Annotated in this window: 12 protein-coding genes; all 12 read right to left on the bottom strand. The window is 72.6% G+C overall.

The window, feature by feature from the left end; translation table 11 throughout:
- Positions 1-50: 50 nt before the first annotated feature.
- The 12 genes from BLW43_RS03580 to BLW43_RS03525 all read right to left on the bottom strand — a co-directional run bounded on the left by BLW43_RS03580 (position 51) and on the right by BLW43_RS03525 (position 17,442).
- The gene (locus BLW43_RS03580) at positions 51-1,022 is read right to left on the bottom strand and encodes a TAXI family TRAP transporter solute-binding subunit (protein ID WP_093248482.1); all 972 of its coding nucleotides are present in this window, start codon (positions 1,020-1,022) and stop codon (positions 51-53) included.
- Between the two features lie 154 nt (positions 1,023-1,176).
- On the bottom strand, positions 1,177-3,708 hold the full coding sequence (locus BLW43_RS03575; protein WP_093248480.1) for a cation:proton antiporter domain-containing protein: 2,532 nt from the start codon (positions 3,706-3,708) through the stop codon (positions 1,177-1,179).
- A gap of 104 nt (positions 3,709-3,812) precedes the next feature.
- Positions 3,813-5,468: a hydantoinase B/oxoprolinase family protein gene (locus BLW43_RS03570; protein WP_093248477.1), complete on the bottom strand. Its 1,656-nt coding sequence runs from the start codon at positions 5,466-5,468 to the stop codon at positions 3,813-3,815.
- Positions 5,465-7,510, bottom strand: a complete 2,046-nt coding sequence (locus BLW43_RS03565; RefSeq protein WP_093248475.1) for a hydantoinase/oxoprolinase family protein — start codon at positions 7,508-7,510, stop codon at positions 5,465-5,467. Before BLW43_RS03565 ends, BLW43_RS03570 begins: the two co-directional genes overlap by 4 nt.
- A 42-nt stretch (positions 7,511-7,552) precedes the next feature.
- Entirely contained in the window at positions 7,553-8,836 is a 1,284-nt protein-coding gene (locus BLW43_RS03560; RefSeq protein ID WP_093248473.1) for a TRAP transporter large permease, read from the bottom strand.
- Positions 8,837-8,876: 40 nt separating this feature from the next.
- On the bottom strand, positions 8,877-9,458 hold the full coding sequence (locus tag BLW43_RS03555) for a TRAP transporter small permease subunit (protein ID WP_093248471.1): 582 nt from the start codon (positions 9,456-9,458) through the stop codon (positions 8,877-8,879).
- 82 nt (positions 9,459-9,540) lie between these two features.
- On the bottom strand, positions 9,541-10,605 hold the full coding sequence (locus tag BLW43_RS03550; RefSeq protein ID WP_175478738.1) for a TRAP transporter substrate-binding protein: 1,065 nt from the start codon (positions 10,603-10,605) through the stop codon (positions 9,541-9,543).
- 185 nt (positions 10,606-10,790) lie between these two features.
- Positions 10,791-12,092 carry a TRAP transporter large permease gene (locus BLW43_RS03545; RefSeq protein WP_093248467.1) on the bottom strand — a complete coding sequence of 434 codons (1,302 nt, stop codon included), beginning with the start codon at positions 12,090-12,092 and terminating at the stop codon, positions 10,791-10,793.
- A 12-nt stretch (positions 12,093-12,104) separates the two neighbouring features.
- The gene (locus tag BLW43_RS03540) at positions 12,105-12,683 is read right to left on the bottom strand and encodes a TRAP transporter small permease (protein WP_093248465.1); all 579 of its coding nucleotides are present in this window, start codon (positions 12,681-12,683) and stop codon (positions 12,105-12,107) included.
- A complete protein-coding gene (locus BLW43_RS03535; RefSeq protein ID WP_217632093.1) occupies positions 12,673-13,680 on the bottom strand; it encodes a TRAP transporter substrate-binding protein in 1,008 nt (335 codons plus the stop codon). Before BLW43_RS03535 ends, BLW43_RS03540 begins: the two co-directional genes overlap by 11 nt.
- A 52-nt stretch (positions 13,681-13,732) precedes the next feature.
- Complete coding sequence (locus tag BLW43_RS03530) at positions 13,733-15,376, bottom strand: hydantoinase B/oxoprolinase family protein (RefSeq protein ID WP_217632092.1); 1,644 nt, start codon at positions 15,374-15,376, stop codon at positions 13,733-13,735.
- A complete protein-coding gene (locus tag BLW43_RS03525) occupies positions 15,373-17,442 on the bottom strand; it encodes a hydantoinase/oxoprolinase family protein (RefSeq protein WP_245730907.1) in 2,070 nt (689 codons plus the stop codon). Before BLW43_RS03525 ends, BLW43_RS03530 begins: the two co-directional genes overlap by 4 nt.
- Between the last annotated feature and the right edge of the window lie 177 nt (positions 17,443-17,619).

The raw sequence follows: 17,619 nt of genomic DNA, 5'->3' as shown, positions 1-17,619 counted from the left end.
GGCGTCGCGGCGGCGCCGGACCGCCGCGACGGCGAACGCCCCTGGCGGCCTCAGTTGGTGGGCAGCCAGCCCTTCTCGGCGAAGTAGCGCCGGGCGCCGTCATGCAGCGGCGCGGAGTTGCCGGAGGTGATCATCTCCTCCTCGTTCAGGGTCGCGAAGGCGGGATGCAGCCGCTTGAAGCGCCCGAAATTGTCGAAGACGGCCTTGACGGTCTGGTAGATCGTCTCCTCGGGCACGGTGTCGGCCGAAACGAAGGTGGCGCGGACGCCGAAGGTCGTCACGTCCTCGGGGTTTCCGGCGTACATGCCGCCCGGCACGGTCGCGACCGCGTAGAACGGGTTGTCGGCGACGAGCTGCTCGATCGCCGGGCCCGAGACGTCGACCAGCACCGCCTCGCAGGACGTGGTGGCCTCCTGGATCGAGCCGTTGGGGTGGCCGGCGGTGAAGATGATCGCGTCAACCTTGTTGTCGCACATCGCCTGCGCCTGCTCGGAAGGGGCGAGTTCGGAGGCGAGCGAGAAGTCGTCCATCGTCCAGCCCTTGGCGTCGAGCACCACCTGCATGGTGGCGAGCTGGCCCGAGCCCGGAACGCCGACGTTCACGCGCTTGCCCTTGAGGTCGTCGAAGGTCGAGATGCCGGCGTCGGCGCGCGCGACCACCGTGAACGGCTCGGGATGCACCGAGAACACCGCGCGGATGCCGGGGAAGCCCTCGCCCTCGAACCGCGCGCTGCCATTGTAGGCGTGATACTGCCAGTCGGACTGGGCCACGCCCATGTCCATGTCGCCCGCCTTGATGGCGTTGATGTTGGCGATCGATCCGCCGGTGGAGGGCGCCGTGCAGCGGATGCCGTGCTGGGACTGGCCTCGGTTGACGAGGCTGCAGATCGACTGCCCGACGACATAGTACACGCCGGTCTGGCCGCCGGTGCCGATCGTGATGAACGTCTCCTGCGCCGAAGCGGAGGTCAGCGCGCCGAGCAGACCGGCGCTTGCGACGGCGATCGTCTTGATCATGCGCATATCGAATTTCCACCTGTGTCGATTATGACGGCTTTGCGTCTTGCGCATAGCTCAACACAGCGGGCGCGGACATGCACGGCTTTTTTCGTTCGCCCGTTAACCACCTGACATGAAACCGTAACAATGCCGCCGCCGGGGCGGGGCGGCGTCACGCCTAGCGCTGCCCTGGCGCCGAGAATCCGCCGCGGAGCTGCGCCTCTGCGGCGCTGCGGATGCGCTGCTCGATCTCGGGCTCGCGGCTGGCGAGCCGGCGAAAATCGCGCCGCGACAGGGTGAGGAGCTGGCCGAAGCTGAGCGAGACGACCCGCGTGGCGCGCCGTCGCGAGGGCGCCAGAAGGCCGAGCTCGCCGAAGAAGGCGCCGTTCGACAGGGTGATGGCGCGCCCGTCGCCGTGCTGCACCTCCAGCGCGCCGGAAGCCACGAAGTGCAGCGTGTCGCCGCGCTCGCCGATCTCCGCGATCACGTCGCCGGGAAAGATCGGCCGGGTGCGCAGCAGCTTGGCGACGCGGCGCTTCTGCTTGTCGTCGAGCCCGGCGAACATCGGCGCGGCGCTCAGCAGGTCGATGGAGGAGGCGCTCACGTCGAGGCGCGGCGGCGCGGCGACGCGGCGCTCCAGATCGTCCAGCTCGCGCGCGAGCGCCTCGCGCAGCTCCGGCCCCACGACGCCGTCGCGGTGCAGCCGGTCGTATTCCTGCCGCTCGCGCCGCACGGCCGCGCGCGCCATCAGCGCCTTCTCCAGCGCCAGCGCATAGGCGGGGTATTGCAGCGACAGCGCCGTGATCTCGTCGACCACGCCGTCGAGCCGGCCCGCCAGCGCGGCGGCGATGTTGGCGGCGGCGTCGGCGCCCACCATCGCCGGCAGCCGCGTCTGGCTGAACGCCTGAAGCTCGCCGATGACGCGCTCGGTCTCCAGCAGGCAGGTCTGGCGCAGCTCCAGCGCCTGCCGCAGCGGCCGGCTGAAGCCCGACAGCCGGTGCAGGCGATGGACGGCGCGGAACCAGGCCGTGGGGCGCAGTTCGGCCTCCACCGCGGCGTCGTAGCCCTCCCGCGAGCCGACGCGCGCGGCGTCGGCCAGCCGCTCCGCCGCGCCGGAAAGCGCGAGCGTGGCGCGCGGGCCGATGGCGCCCTCCTCGAACGCCCGGCGCACCAGCCGCGCCTCCTGCCCGCAGACGATGGTCAGGCCGAGCCGCAGTCGCTCGCCGAAGGGGATGCGCTCGCCCTGCGCCTCCGCCTCGGCCTCCTCCTCCGCCTCCATCCGGCGGCGGCGCAGGGCGTCGGTGACGAATGCGACGGCCTCGGGCTCGATGTCGCGGGCGCGCGCGAGGTTCGAGACCACCTCGGCGACGCGCTCGATGGCGCCGGCGGCGACGCGCTCGCGCAGCGCCGCGTCGGCGGGCGACAGCCGGTCGAGCCCCAGCCGCCGCGTGACCCAGCCGAGCGTCGCCGCGTTGAGGCCCAGCGTCGCTAGCGTGTAGGCCGCTGCGACGGCGCCGACGATCCCCGCGTCCTCGCCCAGCGCCGAGACCTCGGTGAGCGAGATCGCCAGCACCAGCGTCACCGCCCCGCGCACCCCGCCCCAGAGCAGCAGCGCCTTCTGGCGCGCGCCGATGGGCGTCGAGAGGCCGGCGCGGTCGAGAACCGGGAGCAGCCCGAACAGCACCGCGCCGCGCGCCAGCAGCGCCCCGACATAGACGACGACCACCAGCGCGCCGTCGGCGACCGTGAAATCGGCGAGCAGCGCCGGCGTGGCGGAGGCGACGATGAACAGGATCGCCGCGTTGGCCCAGAAGCCGATCTGCGCCCAGACCGCCCGCGTCGTCGCCCAGTTGCGCGGCCCCATGCTGACGAAGCCGGAGGAGCCGGTGACGGCGCCGGCCACCACAACCGCCACGACGCCGGAGCCGCCGAAGACCACTTCCGCCGCCAGATGCGCGCCGTAGGCGAGCGCGACCGTGGCCGACGCCTCCGCCGCGGCGGAGGCCCCGAGCAGCGGATAGATCCGCGCCGCCAGCCACGCCATCGCAAGACCCGTCGCCGCGCCGACCGCGAAGGACTGCGAGAAATCGCCCAGAAAACCGCCGAAGGTCGCCGAGCCCTGCGACGCCGCCACCCCCAGCAGCAGCGCGTAGAGCGCGATGGCGGCGGCGTCGTTCAGCAGGCTCTCGCCCTCCAGCAGCGCGGCGAGCCGCCGCGGCGCGCCGATCTCGCGAAAGGTCGTGATCACCGCCGCGGGGTCGGTGGTGGAGACGGCGGCGCCGAGCAGCAGGCAGGCGACGAGCCCGACGCCGGAGCCCATCCACGCCGAGCCGAGCCAGACGCCCGCGCCCACCGTCGCCGTCGCGACGATAACCGCGATGATCGCCATGATGGCGATGGTCGCCGCCTCGTCGCGGATGCGGCGCAAATCGACGCCCATCGCCATCTCGAACAGCAGCGGCGGCAGGAACAGCAGCAGCAGCCCGCTGGCGTCGAGCGCCAGCGACTCGACGAACCACTGGTCGTAGCTGTCGAGCGCGGCGCCGGAGAAGGTCAGGCCGCTGGTCAGCCCGAAAACGCCGTAGAGCAGCCCCGCGAAGGCCACGACGACGGGCATCGGCAGGCCGACGAAGCGCGAGACCGCCGACAGGCCGGCGGCGGCGGCCATGATCAGGCTCGTCGCCGCCGCGAGGTAGAGCGCGATGTCCATCGAACTCCCGACGCCAGCCCACCCGGCCGGGTCAGCTTATTGGCCGCCCCGCGGCCATGCAATCGAGGGCCCGGGCCGTCCGATGACGCCGCAGGGCCGCGGGTTCAGACGTAGCCGAGGGCCGCGTCGCGCGCCGCCGCCTCCGGCGCGCGGTCAGCCAGCGGGCCGAAGCCGCCGCCGCCCGAGGTCTCCAGCCGGATCACGTCGCCGCGCCTGAGCGGGAGGTTGTTGACCTTGGAGCCGAGCGCCGTGCGTTCGCCGTCGCGGATCAGCGTCAGCCGGCCCTCGCGCCCCGGCTCGCCGCCCTCCAGACCGTAGGGGCGGAAGCGGAAGCGCTCGGCGTTGGCGGAGAAGATCGCCTCCGGGCTGTCGACGCGCCATTCCCGGAACAGGCCCAGCCCGCCGCGCCGCCGCCCCGCCCCGCCCGACCCCGGCGAGAGGCCATAGGCCATGATCGTCAGCGGCATCTCGCTCTCGATCATCTCGACGGGGATGTTGGAGTTGTTGTGCATCCCGTAGGTGTAGCCCGAGAGCCCGTCGACGTCGTGATGGGCGCCGGAGCCGCCGACCTCGATCTCCACCAGCACGCCGCGCGCGCCGTCCAGCCCGATGGTCTGGAAGGTCATCACATAGCTGACGCCGTAGTAGGCTGCGGGCACCCGGTCGGGGATCGCGCGGCTCAGCGCGCCGAGGATGGTGGTCGCGACGCGATGGGTGCAGGCGATGCGGTTGGCCACCGGCGCGGGGCTCCGCGCGCTCACGACGAGGCCCTCGGGCGCGACCACCGTCACCGGCCTCATGCAGCCGGCGTTGGCGGGGATGTCGACGTCGGAGACAGCGAGCATCGCGAAGGTGACGCCCGAGAGCGACGAGGCCAGCGTCGCGTTCACCGGCCCGCGCGCCTGCGGGCTGGAGCCGGAAAGGTCCACCGTCGCGCGGTCGCCAGCGATGGTGACTTCGGCGTGGATGCGGATCGGGTCGGGCGTGATGCCGTCGTCGTCCAGCCAGTCCTCGAAGGAATAGACGCCGTCGGGAATGCGCGAGAGCATCGCCCGCATCGCGGCCTCGGACTGGTCGAGAATGCGCGCGCAGGAGGCGACGAAGACCTCCGCGCCCACCCTCCCGGCGAGCGCGCGCACATTCGCCTCGCCCACGCCGAGCGAGGCGAGCTGCGCCTGAAGGTCGCCCTTCAGCATGTCCGGCCGCCGCACGTTGCGCGTCATGATCGCGAACACGTTCTCGTCCATTGCGCCGCGCCGGACGAGCTTGATCGGCGGGATGCGCAGCCCCTCCTGGAAGATCTCCGTCGCCGTGGCGGAGTAGGAGCCCGCCGCCATGCCGCCCATGTCGAGATGGTGGCAGAGCGTGCCGACGATGGCGACGCGCGCGCCGTTCACGAACACCGGGCGGAAGGCGAGGATGTCGGGGATGTGCTGGCCGCCGCTGTAGGGATCGTTGGTGATCACCACGTCGCCGTCCTCCCACCGGTCGAGCGGCAGATGCTCCTCGATCACCGTCAGCAGCCCGGCGCCCATGGAGTTGAGGTGCTGCGGGATGCGGGCGGCCTGGGCGACGTTGCGGCCGTCGCGGTCGAAGACGGCGGTGGAGTAGTCCAGCAGCTCGCGCACCACCGTTGAGCGCGAGGTGCGCCACACGGTGACGTCCATCTCCGCCGCCGTGGCGGTCAGCGCGTTGCGGAAGATCTCAAGGCTGACGGGGCTGAGCGCGTCGGCGTCGGGTTTGAGGGCGTCGGGGGTCATGGCGCGGTCCTCGTGACGATCATCGCGCCGGCGGGGCCGGGCGCGCAGCGCCAGCCCTCGCCGACGAGGCAGGTGGTGTATTCCTCCTCGACGAGCGCCGGCCCGTCGACGGCGGCGGTCAGCGCCTCGCGGCGGTGAACCGCTGCGGGCCGCCAGCCGCCGCCGAGCCAGATTTCGCGGACGCCCGGCGGCGTCCCCTCCCCGCCAGCGCTGCGCCCCGCCTCGGTCGCCGTGCGCAGCGCGCCGATGGCGTTCAGGCGCACCGCCACGATCTCGGTCGCGGCGTCGGGGTCGCTGTAGGAGAACCGCAGCCGGTGCAGTTCGTGGAAGCCGTCGAGCAGCCGCGCCAGCGCCGCGGCGTCGGGGAGGTCGACCTCCCAAGGCGTGACCAGCTCGAACGCCTGCCCGCGATAGCGCATGTCGACCGAGACGGCGGCGCGCCGGTCGGCCTCGGGCACGCCGTCGTCGGCGAGCAGCGCCTCGCCCTGCGCGCGCAGCTCCGCCAGCGTCTCGGCGAGCCAGGGCAGCGCGGCTTCGTCGGCGGGGGTGACGCGCGAGCGCGCAAGATCGTGGGTGATGTCGGAATAGAGGATGCCGAAGGCCGAGAAGGTCGAGGCGTCGGCGGGAAACACGACCTCACGCACGCCCAGCGCCTCGGCGACGCTGGTGGCGTGCAGCCCACCCGCGCCGCCGAAGGAGAGCAGCGCGAACTCCCGCGGGTCGAGCCCCTTCTCGAACAGGCTGAGCCGCGCCGCGGCCGCGAGGCGCGCCTCCGTCACCGCGAGCATCCCCTCCGCCGCCGCCTCCGGCGCCAGCCCCAGCGGCGCACCGACGTCGCGCGAGATCGCCGCCGCCGCGCCGGCGCGGTCGAGCGCCATGGCGCCTCCTAGAAAGAAGCCGGGGTCGAGCCGGGCCAGCGCCACGTTCGCGTCGGTCACGGTAGGCCGCTCGCCGCCGCGCCCGTAGCAGACCGGGCCGGGCTGCGACCCCGCGCTTTCCGGCCCCACCCGCAGCCGCCCGGCCTCGTCCACCCGCGCGATGGAGCCGCCGCCGGAGCCGATGGTGCGGATCTCCACCATGGGCAGGCGGACGGGCAGCCCGTCGATCTCGCCCTGCGTCACCGAGGTCAGCCGGCCACCCGCCACGACGCAGACATCGTAGGAGGTGCCGCCCATGTCGACGCCGATGACGTTCTCGCGGCCCAGCGCCTTCGCGGTGCGCAGCGTCGCGAGCGCCCCTCCGGAGGGGCCCGAGAGCAGCAGCCGCGCCGGCTGCGCCTTCGCCAGCGCCGCCGTGCAGACGCCGCCGTTGGACTGCACCAGCAGCAGCCGCGCCGAGAGGCCCGCCTCCGCCATCCGCCCGCCCAGCCGCTCGAGGTAGCCGCCCACGGTCGGCATCAGCAGCGCGTTGAGGGCGGTGGTCGAGCAGCGCTCGTATTCGCGGATCTCGGGGCTGATGGCGGAGGAGACCGACACCGGCAGGTCGGGGCGCGCGCGCGCCAGCGCCTCGGCGAGCGCCGTCTCGTGGGCCGCGTTGACATGGGCGTTGAGCAGGCAGACGGCGACGGCCTCCGCGCCCAGCGCGGCGAGCCGGTCCAGCGCCTCGGCGACCGCGGCCCCGGTCAGCGGCGTCTCCACCGAGCCGTCGGCGCGCATCCGCTCGGGCAGGCCGAGCCGGCGGTCGCGCGGGATCAGCGGCGGCTCCTGGTGCGGCTTCAGGCCGTAGATGTCGCGGCGGCCGTGGCGGCCGATCTCCAGCACGTCCTCGAAGCCCGCGGTCGTCAGAAGCACGCCCCGCGCGAGGCGGCGCTGCAGCACCGCGTTGGTGGCGATGGTCGTGCCGTGGACGATCAGGCGGACGGCCGCGAGGTCGAAGCCGAAGCGCGCCGCCGCCTCGCGCACGCCGGTCACGAGGCCCTCGGACGGGTCGGGCGTCGTCGGCGTCTTGAAGCTCGCCAGGGCGCCGGTCGCCTCGTTCAGGATCTGCAGATCGGTGAAGGTGCCGCCGATGTCGACGCCGATGCGGATGTGGGGTTCGGTCAATGCAGTCTCCGCGACAGCAGGCGCAGGGCGCCGGGACAAGGTTCAGCGCAGCGCGCCGGGCAGCCAGAGGGCGATCTGCGGCCAGACGGCGAGCAGCAGCACGGTCGCCATGATGGCGATGACGAACGGAGCCGCCCCGATGATGACGTCGTCGATGCGGCCGCGGGTCCGCAGCCCCTGCACGACGTAGAGGTTGATGCCGACCGGCGGCGTGATCATAGCGAGCTCCATCAGCAGCATCACCACGACGCCGAACCACACCGGGTCGAACCCCGCCGCCACGACCACCGGCGCAATGATCGGCACGGTTGCGACCATCATGGAGAGCGTCTCCATGAACATCCCCAGCACGAGGTAGAACACGACCACCACGGCCAGCAGCGCGTAGGGCGACAGCCCCAGCGAGGTGATCAGCGCGTTGATCTGTCCGGTGAGCCCGATGGCGGTGATGACGAAGTTGAGGAAATAGGCCGCGAGGATGATCGCCATGATCATCGCCGTGGTGCGGATCGTGCCCTCGAAGGCCGACAGCAGGACCGGCAGGTTCAGGCGTCGCTGCGCCCCGGCGATGGCGAGGGCGGCGATCACGCCCAGCGCCGCCGCCTCGGTCGCCGTCGCCCAGCCGGCGTAGATCGAGCCGACCACGGCGAGGAAGATCACCACCGGAGGCAGGAGGTCGGGCAGCGCGGCGCGGCGCTGCGCCCGGCTCGAGGTGAGCCGCTCGCCGTCGAGCGCGGGGTTGATCAGGCACAGAGCGACGACGGTGAGGCTGAAGAGCGCCGCCAGCAGCAGCCCCGGAAGGAAGCCCGCGAGGTACAGCTGCGGGATCGAGGTCTCGGTCAGCACGCCATAGACGATCATGTTGATCGAGGGCGGGATAAGAATGCCCAGCGTGCCCCCGGCAACGATGGTGCCGAGAAACAGCCGCTCGGAGTAGCCGCGCTTCTCCACCTCGTCGAGCGCGACGGTGCCGATGGTGGCGGCGGTCGCGACCGAGGAGCCGGAGGTGGCGGCGAACAGCGCGCAGGCCGCGACGTTGGCGTGCATCAGCCCGCCGGGCAGCCACGGCATCCACAGCGCCAGCGCGGCGTACATCCGCTCCGCCATGCCCGTACGCAGCATGATCTCGCCGAGCAGGATGAAGAACGGCATCGCCACGAGCAGGAAGTTGTTCGAGGTCGACCACAGGATCTCGCCCATCGCGAAGGTCAGCGGCAGCGGCGAGTAGAGCGTGGAGAGCGAGAGGCCCAGCACCCCCAGCACCGCCGCCACCGGCACGGCGACGGCGAGCAGCCCCAGCAGGATGAGGACCGTGACGAGAACCATCAGCGCGCCGCCTCGGGCGACCGTGGGAGAGCGGCGACGGTCATTCGGCGCGCGCGTGAGTCGCGGCGATCTCCTCGGCGACCTCCTCCTGCGCCGAGCGCGTGGAGATCAGCCGCGTCGCGGCGCCCGCCTCGCCGCGCAGGACCAACGCCGCGGCCGCCGCCCACAGCGCGACGCCGACCAGCAGCGAGGCCACGAGCCCGGCGAGCCACAGCGCCTGCGGCCACGCGGTGGGAACCTGCAGCGCCGACTGGCTGCGCGAGCCGGACTGGAGCGACTGCTCCAGCACGCCCAGCCCGTGCCAGCAGGCGAAGCCGAAGAAGCCGATGAACAGGCCTAGGCCGAGGAAGTCGAGGATCAGCCGCAGCCGCATGGGAAACAGGCCATAGAGACTGTCGATACGGATATGCGCCCGGTCCGTCAGCGCCAGCCCCAGCCCCCAGGCGGCGGCGGCGGCGAGCGCGTAACCGGCCAGCTCGTCGGCCCCGCCGATCGAGACGCGGAACGCGCCGCGGAGCATCACATCGACGCCGATCAGGATCGCCGCCGCCATGATCAGCGCCCCGGCGCCCCAGGAGGCGACGCGCGCGGCGCTCCGCAGCCCGGCGACCAGCCGCAGCATCACGCCGCCCCCGCGCCGGCGCGGGAGGGCCGTTCCTCACGGTATGGCGTCATCGGCGCGCTCCGGCGCGAGGCGGCGGCGCTCAGGGCGCCGGCGCTGTCAGGCCGAGCTTCGCGCCGACGGTCTCGTTCCATTCCGTGACGCAGTCCGCCCCGCAGCGCTGGGCCCAGCCGGCAAGCACGGCGCTTTCGAGGAGCGCCTTCTTCGCCGCGCTGTCCTTCTCGGCGACGGGAACGATGGTCGTGCTTGCCAGCTTCCCCAGCGTGCAGGGCTGCTGGCCGGTGTTGCAGTTCGCGGCCTCGTCGGTGGCCTGGGTCAGCGTGCGCCACATCTTGTCCTCGTAGGCGCCCGCCTGTTCGAGGAAGAATGCCTTGGTCGGCTCGTCGAACCGCTGCCAGGTCTTCAGGTTCACCGCGAGGATGTTGATGCTCCAGCCGAGCGAGAGCGGGTAGATCGCCTCGGTCACCTCGGTCCAGCCGGCGGTGTTGCCCGAGAGGCTGCCGGTCACCGCGCAGTCCACCACGCCGTTGTTCAGCGCCGGGACCACCTCGGCGAAGGCCATCGAGATCACGGTCGCGTCGAGCCCGGCGAGGAAGTCGCGCATGGTGTTGTTGAAGACGCGGATCTTCTTGCCGCGCAGGCTGTCGAGCCCGTCGATCGGCTCGCGGCACCAGAACACCTGGGGCGTGTTGCCGCCGATGGCGAGCAGCTTCACGCCCCAGTCGCGCTGGAGCGTCTCGTCGATCACCGGCCGCCACGCCTCGCAGGCCGCGCGCGCCTCGGCGGGCGTCAGCGTCAGGCCGGCGAGGTCGCAGCCCTCGAACACGGCGTCGTCGCCGGCCATCTTGGAGATGTCCATGCCGGCGAAGTCCATCACGCCCAGCTTCAGCAGGCGCAGCATCGTCTTGTCGTCGATGCCCATCTGGTCGAGCGGCGTGATCTGCGCGGTGATCCGGCCGCCCGAGGCGGCGGGGATCGTCTCGGTCCAGAACGGCACCTCGTCGATGATCGAGACCGGCGTGGCGCCGTTCAGGCCGACCGCCTTGATCTGGAGCGACGGCAGCTCCTGCGCGCTGGCGGCTTCGATGTCTGCGCCTCCGGCCAGTGCGACCGTGGCGAAGGCTGCGACGACTGCGTTGCGGAACATGCGTCTCCCCCTTTTCGTTACCCGCCGACTACGATGCATTAACGCCGCCGGGTCAACGCCTGTGTCGCCGGATCGGCCATGCGGCGGCGATCGGTTCATTTTCTCGGCGCCCGGATGCAGCATGATCGCGCACCTGCCCACGAAGGCCGCAGACGCGGCTCCGGAGGTCGCCGCCGGGCGCGCCGTCACGCAAGCAGGCCGGGCAGCCACAGCGCCAGCCCCGGCGCGAGGGCCATCACCATGGCGAAGGCCGCCATGATCAGCAGGTATGGCAGGGTCACCCGCGCGATGCGGCCGAGGCTCTCGCCGGTGAGGCCCTGGATGACGAAGAGGTTGAAGCCGACCGGCGGCGTGATCTGCGACATCTCCACCACGATCACGAGGAACACCCCGAACCACACCTTGTCGAAGCCCGCCGCGCCGATCAGCGGCAGCACGATGGGCAGCGACATCACGATCATGCTGAAGCCGTCGAGAAAGCAGCCCAGCACGAGGTAGAGCACGATCAGCGCCGCGATCAGCGCGAAGGGCGTCAGCTCCATCGCCGTGACGAGCTGCGCCACGGCGCCGGGCACGCCGAGGAAGGCGGAGGCGTTCGACAGGATCGAGGCGCCCAGCACGATCAGCGCGATCATCGAGCAGGTGCCGGCGGCGCCGAGGGCGATGTCGCGCAGCGCGGCGCGGTCGAGCGCGCCCTGGAAGGCCGCGATGGCCAGCGCCCCGAGCACGCCCACCGCCGCGGCCTCGGACGGCGTGGCGATCCCGCCATACATCGAGCCGAGCACGCACAGGATCAGCAGCACGACCGGGGCCAGCTCGCGCGTCGCCATCAGCCTGTCGCGCAGCCGCATCCGCCCCAGCGCGCGTTCCGAAGCCGGCACGATCCCGGGCCGCAGCGTCGCCTGGACCATGATCCAGCCCATGAAGCAGCCGGCCAGCAGCAGCCCGGGGATCAGCCCCGCCGCGAACAGCTTCAGGATCGAGACGTCGGCCAGCACGCCGTAGATGATCATGATGTTGGAGGGCGGGATGAGGAACCCCAGCGTGCCCGCGCCGGCGAGACTGCCCATCGCCACGGCGGGGTCGTAGCCGCGCCGCGTCAGCTCCGTCAGCGAGATGCGACCGACGACCTGCGTCGTGGCGGCGGAGGAGCCGGAGATCGCGGCGAAGATCGAGCAGCCGACGACGTTGACGTGCAGCAGCCGCCCCGGCAGCAGCCCCATCAGCGGCGCCAGCCCGTTGAACAGCGACTGAGAGAGCCGGGTGCGGAACAGGATCTCGCCCATCACGATGAACAGCGGCAGGGCCACCAGCTCCGACGTCGTCAGGATGTTCCAGACATATTGCGGCAGCAGCTTGTCGAGCGGCATGCTGCGGAACATGCCCAGCAGCGTCATGCCCGTCAGGCCGAGCGCCAGCCCGATCCAGACGCCGCCCGCCAGCAGCAGGGCGAGCACGCCCACCATCGAGCCCAGCACGACGCCCATCGGCCCCTCCCGTCAGTCGGCGTGAAGCTCGACGGCGCGGCGCGGCGCGTCGGGCGGCAGCCCCGCCAGCGCACGCACGAGCCGCGCGGCCATCTGCAGGCACAGAATCGAGGCGCCGAGCGCCAGCCCCGCCTTGGCGGGCCAGGTCAGCGCGCCGGTGGCGGCCGAACTCTGCCCCCGCGCCATCGCGTCGAGCGCGAAGGAAGTCATGGAGCTGGCGAGAAACAGCGTCGCGCCGAGCCCGACGGCGGACGCCGCGATCTCGAGAATGCGCAGCGCCCCCGGCGGCAGCGCCGACACGAGCGCGGCGACCCGGATGTGCCCGCCGGCCCGCAGGGTCGCCGCCGAGCCGAACAGGAACGCGTTGCCCATCAGCCAGGAGGAGTATTCCCAAGCCACAGGAATGGTCGCCGGAAAGATCGGGGCGACGTTGGAGAGCGCGCGCGTCCCGATCTCGGCGGCCATCAGCAGCGTCAGCGCGGCAAGGCAGGCCGCAGCGACCCAGGCCGCGCCCTGGCCGATGGCGTCGACGAGCGCGAGCCCCCGCGCAAGCGGCGCGGGGACGGGCGCGGCGTCGGCCTCAGCGGCCAAGGTCGGCGAGATAGGCGCGCACCGGCGCCTCGGCCTCGGGGACGCGGGCGAGGAAGTCTTCCAGCATCGAGGCGGTGCGCGCCCGGAACTCCGCCATCATCGGCGCGGGGATCTCCACCACCTGCATGCCGCCGGCCTTGAGCTTGTCGAGGCTCTCGCCGTCCGCCGCCACCGAGGTCTCCCAGAACTCCGGCTCCAGCCGCGCGGCGACCGCCTCCACGGCGGCCTGCCGCTCGGGCGTCAGCGCCGCCCAGGCGTCGAGGTTCACCGTCACCATCTGCGAGGACCAGACGTGGTTGGTCGGATAGACGTAGTCGAGGAACTCCCAGAACTTGCCGTCCACGCCCGAGACCGCGGAGGTCGAGACGCCCGAGACCGCGCCGGAGGCCAGCGCCGGCACCACCTCGCCCCACGGTATCAGCACGCCCGCCATGCCCGCGAGGTCGAGCATGTCGGCGGCGTTCTTGTCGGGGGCGCGCACCTTGGTGTCGGCGAGCGCGTCGAGGCTCTCGGCCTTCGCCTTCATGTGCAGATACTGGGTCGGCCACGGCACCATGTAGAGGATCTTCTGGTTGTTGCGCGCGGCGACCGCCTCGTAGACAGGGCGCAGGTGCCTGTGCAGCGCGCGCAGTTCGTCGGCCGAGGAGACGAGGAACGGCACGCCCTCGGCGCCCAGCACCGGCTCGTCGCCGACCTGCTGGATGTTGAGCACGTCGGCCATCGGCACCAGCCCGTCGCGCACGGCGCGCAGGTGCTCGGGGCCCTTGAAGCCGAGCTGGCCGCCGGAGCGCACCTCGATCACGACCTCGCCGCCCGTCGCGGCCGAGACCTCCTCCGCGAAGCGCTTCGCGTTGATCGTATGGAAGTTGCCGTCGGGCCAGACGGTCGAGAGATCCCAGCGGGTCTCCGCCAGCGCCGGCGTCGCGGCCAGCATCGCTCCCAGACCGAGCGCCCCGAGTCCGAGCGCCGCCAAGGTCGTGCGTCGTGTGGTCGTCATCTGCGTCTCCCTGTTCCGGCGCGTCGGCGTCTCCCGCAGCGCTCCGATAGCGTCACTCCATGGCGTAGGTCTTTTCCGCCTGTCCGGGCGAGACGAGCCCGGCGGCGACGTCGGCCGCCACCTTCGCGCGCGGGCGCTCGGCGGGCGCCCCGACGCCGCCGCCGCCCGGCGTCATCACCACCAGCCGCTCGCCCGGCGGGATCGTCTGAAACCCCTTGCCCCTGAGCGTCGCGCCCGAGGCCAGCGCCACGCGCCCCGGCGCGCCGTCCCCCCCGCCGTCGCAGCCGCGGGCGGGGTGGTCGATCCGGTCATAGGCGGCGAGCAGGTCGAAGGGCGCGCCGATGCGGCTCTCGACCTCGATGATCTGGCCGAGCCCGCCGCGGGTGCGGCCCGCCCCGCCGCTGTCGGGGCGGAACTCCTTGCGCCAGAACACGAGCGGCGTGACCGCCTCGGCGATCTCCACCGGCGTGCCCTTGACGCCCGAGGGATAGGCGGTGGCCGAGAGCCCGTCGCGCGCAGGCCGCGCGCCGGTGCCGCCGTTCGACGTCACGGCCATGGTGAAGCCGTAGTTGCCGCTCTCGCCCTTCTCGGCGACGCCGCGCACGTTGAGATTCCACAGGCACGACGTGCCCTCGGCCGGCGCGCGGTCGGGCGCGGCCTGGCGCAGCGCGCCGAACACCACGTCCGGCAGCATCTGGCCGATGACGTGGCGCGAGGCGACGGGGCGCGGCTTGAGCGCGTTGACGATGCAGCCCTCGGGCGCGGAGACGGTCAGCGGCCCCAGCGAGCCGGCGTTGTTGGCGATGCGCCCGCCGACGAGGCAGCTCAGCCCGAACACCGTGTAGGCGGTGGTGTAGGAGAGCGGCACGTTGATGCCGCGGCTCGAGGCGGGACTCGTGCCCTCGTAGTCGACATGGATCCCGCCGTCGCTCACCGTCACCGCCGCCGCCAGCGTCACCGGCGCGTCGTAGCCGTCCACCGTCATCTCGTTGCGCCATGTTCCCTTGGGCAGCGCCGCGACCTCGCGCAGCACGGCCTCGCGCGAGCGGGCGAGGATGTGGGCGGCGATCTCGTCGAGCGTCTCCAGCCCGAACTCGTCCATCATCGCCGAGAGCCGCCGGCAGCCGACGTCGTTGCAGGCGGCGAGCGAGTAGACGTCGCCTTCGGTGTCGACCGGCAGGCGCGTGTTGGCGCGGATCATCGCCAGCAGCGTCTCGTTCATCCGCCCGCCCTCGGCGAGCTTGAGGAAAGGGATGTAGAGCCCCTCCATGAACACGTCGGTCGCGTCGGGCCCGAAGCCGATGCCGCCGATGTCCATCAGGTGGCTGGTGCAGGAGAACAGCGCGACGAGCCGCCCGTCGTGGAAGGCCGGCGTCGTCAGGACGAAGTCGTTGAGGTGGCCGGTGCCCATCCACGGGTCGTTGGTGATGTAGATGTCGCCGGGCTTCATGGTCTCGGGCGGAAAGCGCGCGATGAAGTGCTTGACGGACTCGGCCATGGAGTTGACGTGGCCGGGCGTGCCGGTGACGGCCTGCGCCAGCATCCGGCCCTCGGCGTCGAAGACGCCCGCCGAGAGGTCGCCGCACTCGCGCACGATGGGGCTGAAGGCGGTGCGCATGAGGGTCTGCGCCTGCTCCTCCACCACCGAGATCAGGCGCGACCACATGATCTGCAGATCGATGGGCGAAAGGCTCACGCGGCGTCCCTCCTCAGGTCGAGCACCAGCGCGCCGCCGCCGTCCACGGAAAAGTCGAAGCGCTCGGTGACGTAGGTCGAGGTCGCCGGCTCCACGATCAGCGCCGGACCGGCGGCGCAGGCGCCCGGCGGCAGGCTGGCGCGGGCGTAGATCGGCACGCTGCGGGTCGCGCGCGCGGCGCTGTCGAACACATCGCGCGCGCCGATGGGCGCCGGCGCCGCGGCCGGCTCGACGGCTGGCGTCCGCGCCGGCGGCGCCTGCGGGGCGTGGACCGTGACCGACCAGTTGAGCGCCTCGATCGCGGCGCCGGGGATGACGCGCTCGAACTGCCCGGCATAGGCGCGCTCGAAGGCCGCGCGCAGCGCCTCCGGCGCCCCGGCGTCGAGCGGGCCGTCAGGGAGGTCCACCGCGATCTCGTGGCCCTGCCCGCAGTAGCGCATGAACGTCTGCCGCGCCTCCGCCAGCCGCGGCGCGCCCTGCGCCAGCCCCCGCGCCTCCGCCGACATCGCGTCGAGCACGGCGTTCGCGCGGCCCGCGTCGAAGCCGTCGAGCCGCATGTAGAGGCTGCGCACCAGCTCGAACGCCACCGGCGCACGCAGGAAGCCCAGCGCAGAGCCGACGCCCGCATCGGCCGGCACGATCACCCGCCGCAGCCCCAGCTTCTCGGCCATGCGCGCCGCGTGCAGCGGCGCGGCGCCGCCGAAGGCGACCAGCGTCTGCCCCTCCAGCGACACGCCCCGCTCGGCGGCGTGCACCCGCGCGGCGTTGGCCATGTTCTCGTCCACGATCTCCGACACGCCGAGCGCGGCCATCTCCAGCGGCAGGTTGAGCGGCTTGCCCAGCGCCGACGCCAGCGCCTCGGCGGCGCGCGCGACGTCCAGCGTCATCGCGCCGCCGGCGAAGTGCTCCGGCGCGATGCGGCCGAGCGCCACGTCGGCGTCCGTCACCGTGGGCGCCGTCCCGCCGCGATCATAGCAGGCCGGGCCGGGCTCGGAGCCCGCGCTCTGCGGCCCCACGGCGATGGAGCGCGTCGCGTCCAGCCGCGCGATCGAGCCGCCGCCGGCGCCGATCTCGATCATCTCGATCACCGGAATGCGGATCGGAAGGCCGCTGCCCTTGAGAAACCGCGCCGAACGGTCGACCTCGAAGCTGCGCGAGGTCAGCGGCGCGCCGCCCTCGATGAAGCAGATCTTGGCGGTGGTGCCGCCCATGTCGAAGGAGAGGATGCGCGGCTCGGCGCGCTCCTGCGCGACATGGGCGGCGAGGATCGCGCCGCCGGCAGGGCCGGACTCCACGAGCCGCACCGGGAAGCGGCAGGCGGTCTCGACGCTGGTCAGATGGCCGCCGGAGGTCATCAGCCACAGCGGCGCCGGGCAGCCGAGCGCCTCCAGCGCCGCGCGCAGCCGCGTCAGGTAGCCCGCCATCAAGGGCTGGACGAAGGCGTTGGCGATGGTGGTGGAGGTGCGCTCGTATTCGCGGATCTCGGGGCAGACCTCGCTCGACAGCGACACCGGCAGGTCGGGCGCGACGTCGGCGAGGATCTCGCGGGTCCGCCGCTCATGGGCGGGGTTGGCGTAGGCGTGGATGTAGCAGACCGCGACCGCCTCGACGCCCTGCGCGACGAGTTCCCGCGCGACCGCGCGCACGGCCGCCTCGTCGAGCGGCAGCAGGACGCGGCCGTTCACGTCGACGCGCTCCGGCGCGGTGAAGCGCAGGGGGCGGGGCACGAGCGGCGCGGGTTTCTCGATGTCGATGTCGTACTGGTCGTAGCGGCTCTCGTCGGCGATCTCGACGACGTCGCGGAAGCCTTCGGTCGCAATCAGCGCCGTGCGCGCGCCCTTGCGCTCGATGATCGCGTTGGTCGCCAGCGTGGCGCCGTGGATGACGGCGCCGAGGTCGGCGAAGCCGATCCCCGCGGCGTCGAGCACCTGCCGCGCGCCCTCCAGCACGGCGGCCTCGGGGCGGCCGTGGGTGGTCAGCACCTTGGCGGTGAAGCGGCGGCCTTCGCGCTCGGCCACGACGTCGGTGAAGGTGCCGCCGATGTCGGCGGCCAGCGAAGCAGGCACTCTGTGAGCCTCCGGTCCGATTCGCAGACAGGCTAGCCGCAGCGCCGCCCACTGCGATAGCGCGAAGTCCGCCGATGCGGCGCCCGGGTCGGCCCCAGCCCGCTTTTCGGGCGCCGGGCCAAAGCCTTGCCCGATCCGCAGCTTCGTGCGCGCGCCAGGTTTCCCTGCGCCCGGCGT

It is taken from the genome of Rubrimonas cliftonensis, from assembly GCF_900107585.1.
Taxonomy (GTDB): domain Bacteria; phylum Pseudomonadota; class Alphaproteobacteria; order Rhodobacterales; family Rhodobacteraceae; genus Rubrimonas; species Rubrimonas cliftonensis.
The sequence above is the reverse complement of the archived record's forward strand: the minus strand, read 5'-3'. Positions and strand labels throughout refer to the sequence as shown.

Bases quoted from the DNA above. Each gene is read 5' to 3' on its own strand.
- BLW43_RS03580 (WP_093248482.1), bottom strand. From the start codon at position 1,022: ATGCGCATGATCAAGACGATCGCCGTCGCAAGCGCCGGTCTGCTCGGC.
- BLW43_RS03575 (WP_093248480.1), bottom strand. From the start codon at position 3,708: ATGGACATCGCGCTCTACCTCGCGGCGGCGACGAGCCTGATCATGGCC.
- BLW43_RS03570 (WP_093248477.1), bottom strand. From the start codon at position 5,468: ATGACCCCCGACGCCCTCAAACCCGACGCCGACGCGCTCAGCCCCGTC.
- BLW43_RS03560 (WP_093248473.1), bottom strand. From the start codon at position 8,836: ATGGTTCTCGTCACGGTCCTCATCCTGCTGGGGCTGCTCGCCGTCGCC.
- BLW43_RS03555 (WP_093248471.1), bottom strand. From the start codon at position 9,458: ATGCTGCGGCTGGTCGCCGGGCTGCGGAGCGCCGCGCGCGTCGCCTCC.
- BLW43_RS03550 (WP_175478738.1), bottom strand. From the start codon at position 10,605: ATGTTCCGCAACGCAGTCGTCGCAGCCTTCGCCACGGTCGCACTGGCC.
- BLW43_RS03545 (WP_093248467.1), bottom strand. From the start codon at position 12,092: ATGGGCGTCGTGCTGGGCTCGATGGTGGGCGTGCTCGCCCTGCTGCTG.
- BLW43_RS03535 (WP_217632093.1), bottom strand. From the start codon at position 13,680: ATGACGACCACACGACGCACGACCTTGGCGGCGCTCGGACTCGGGGCG.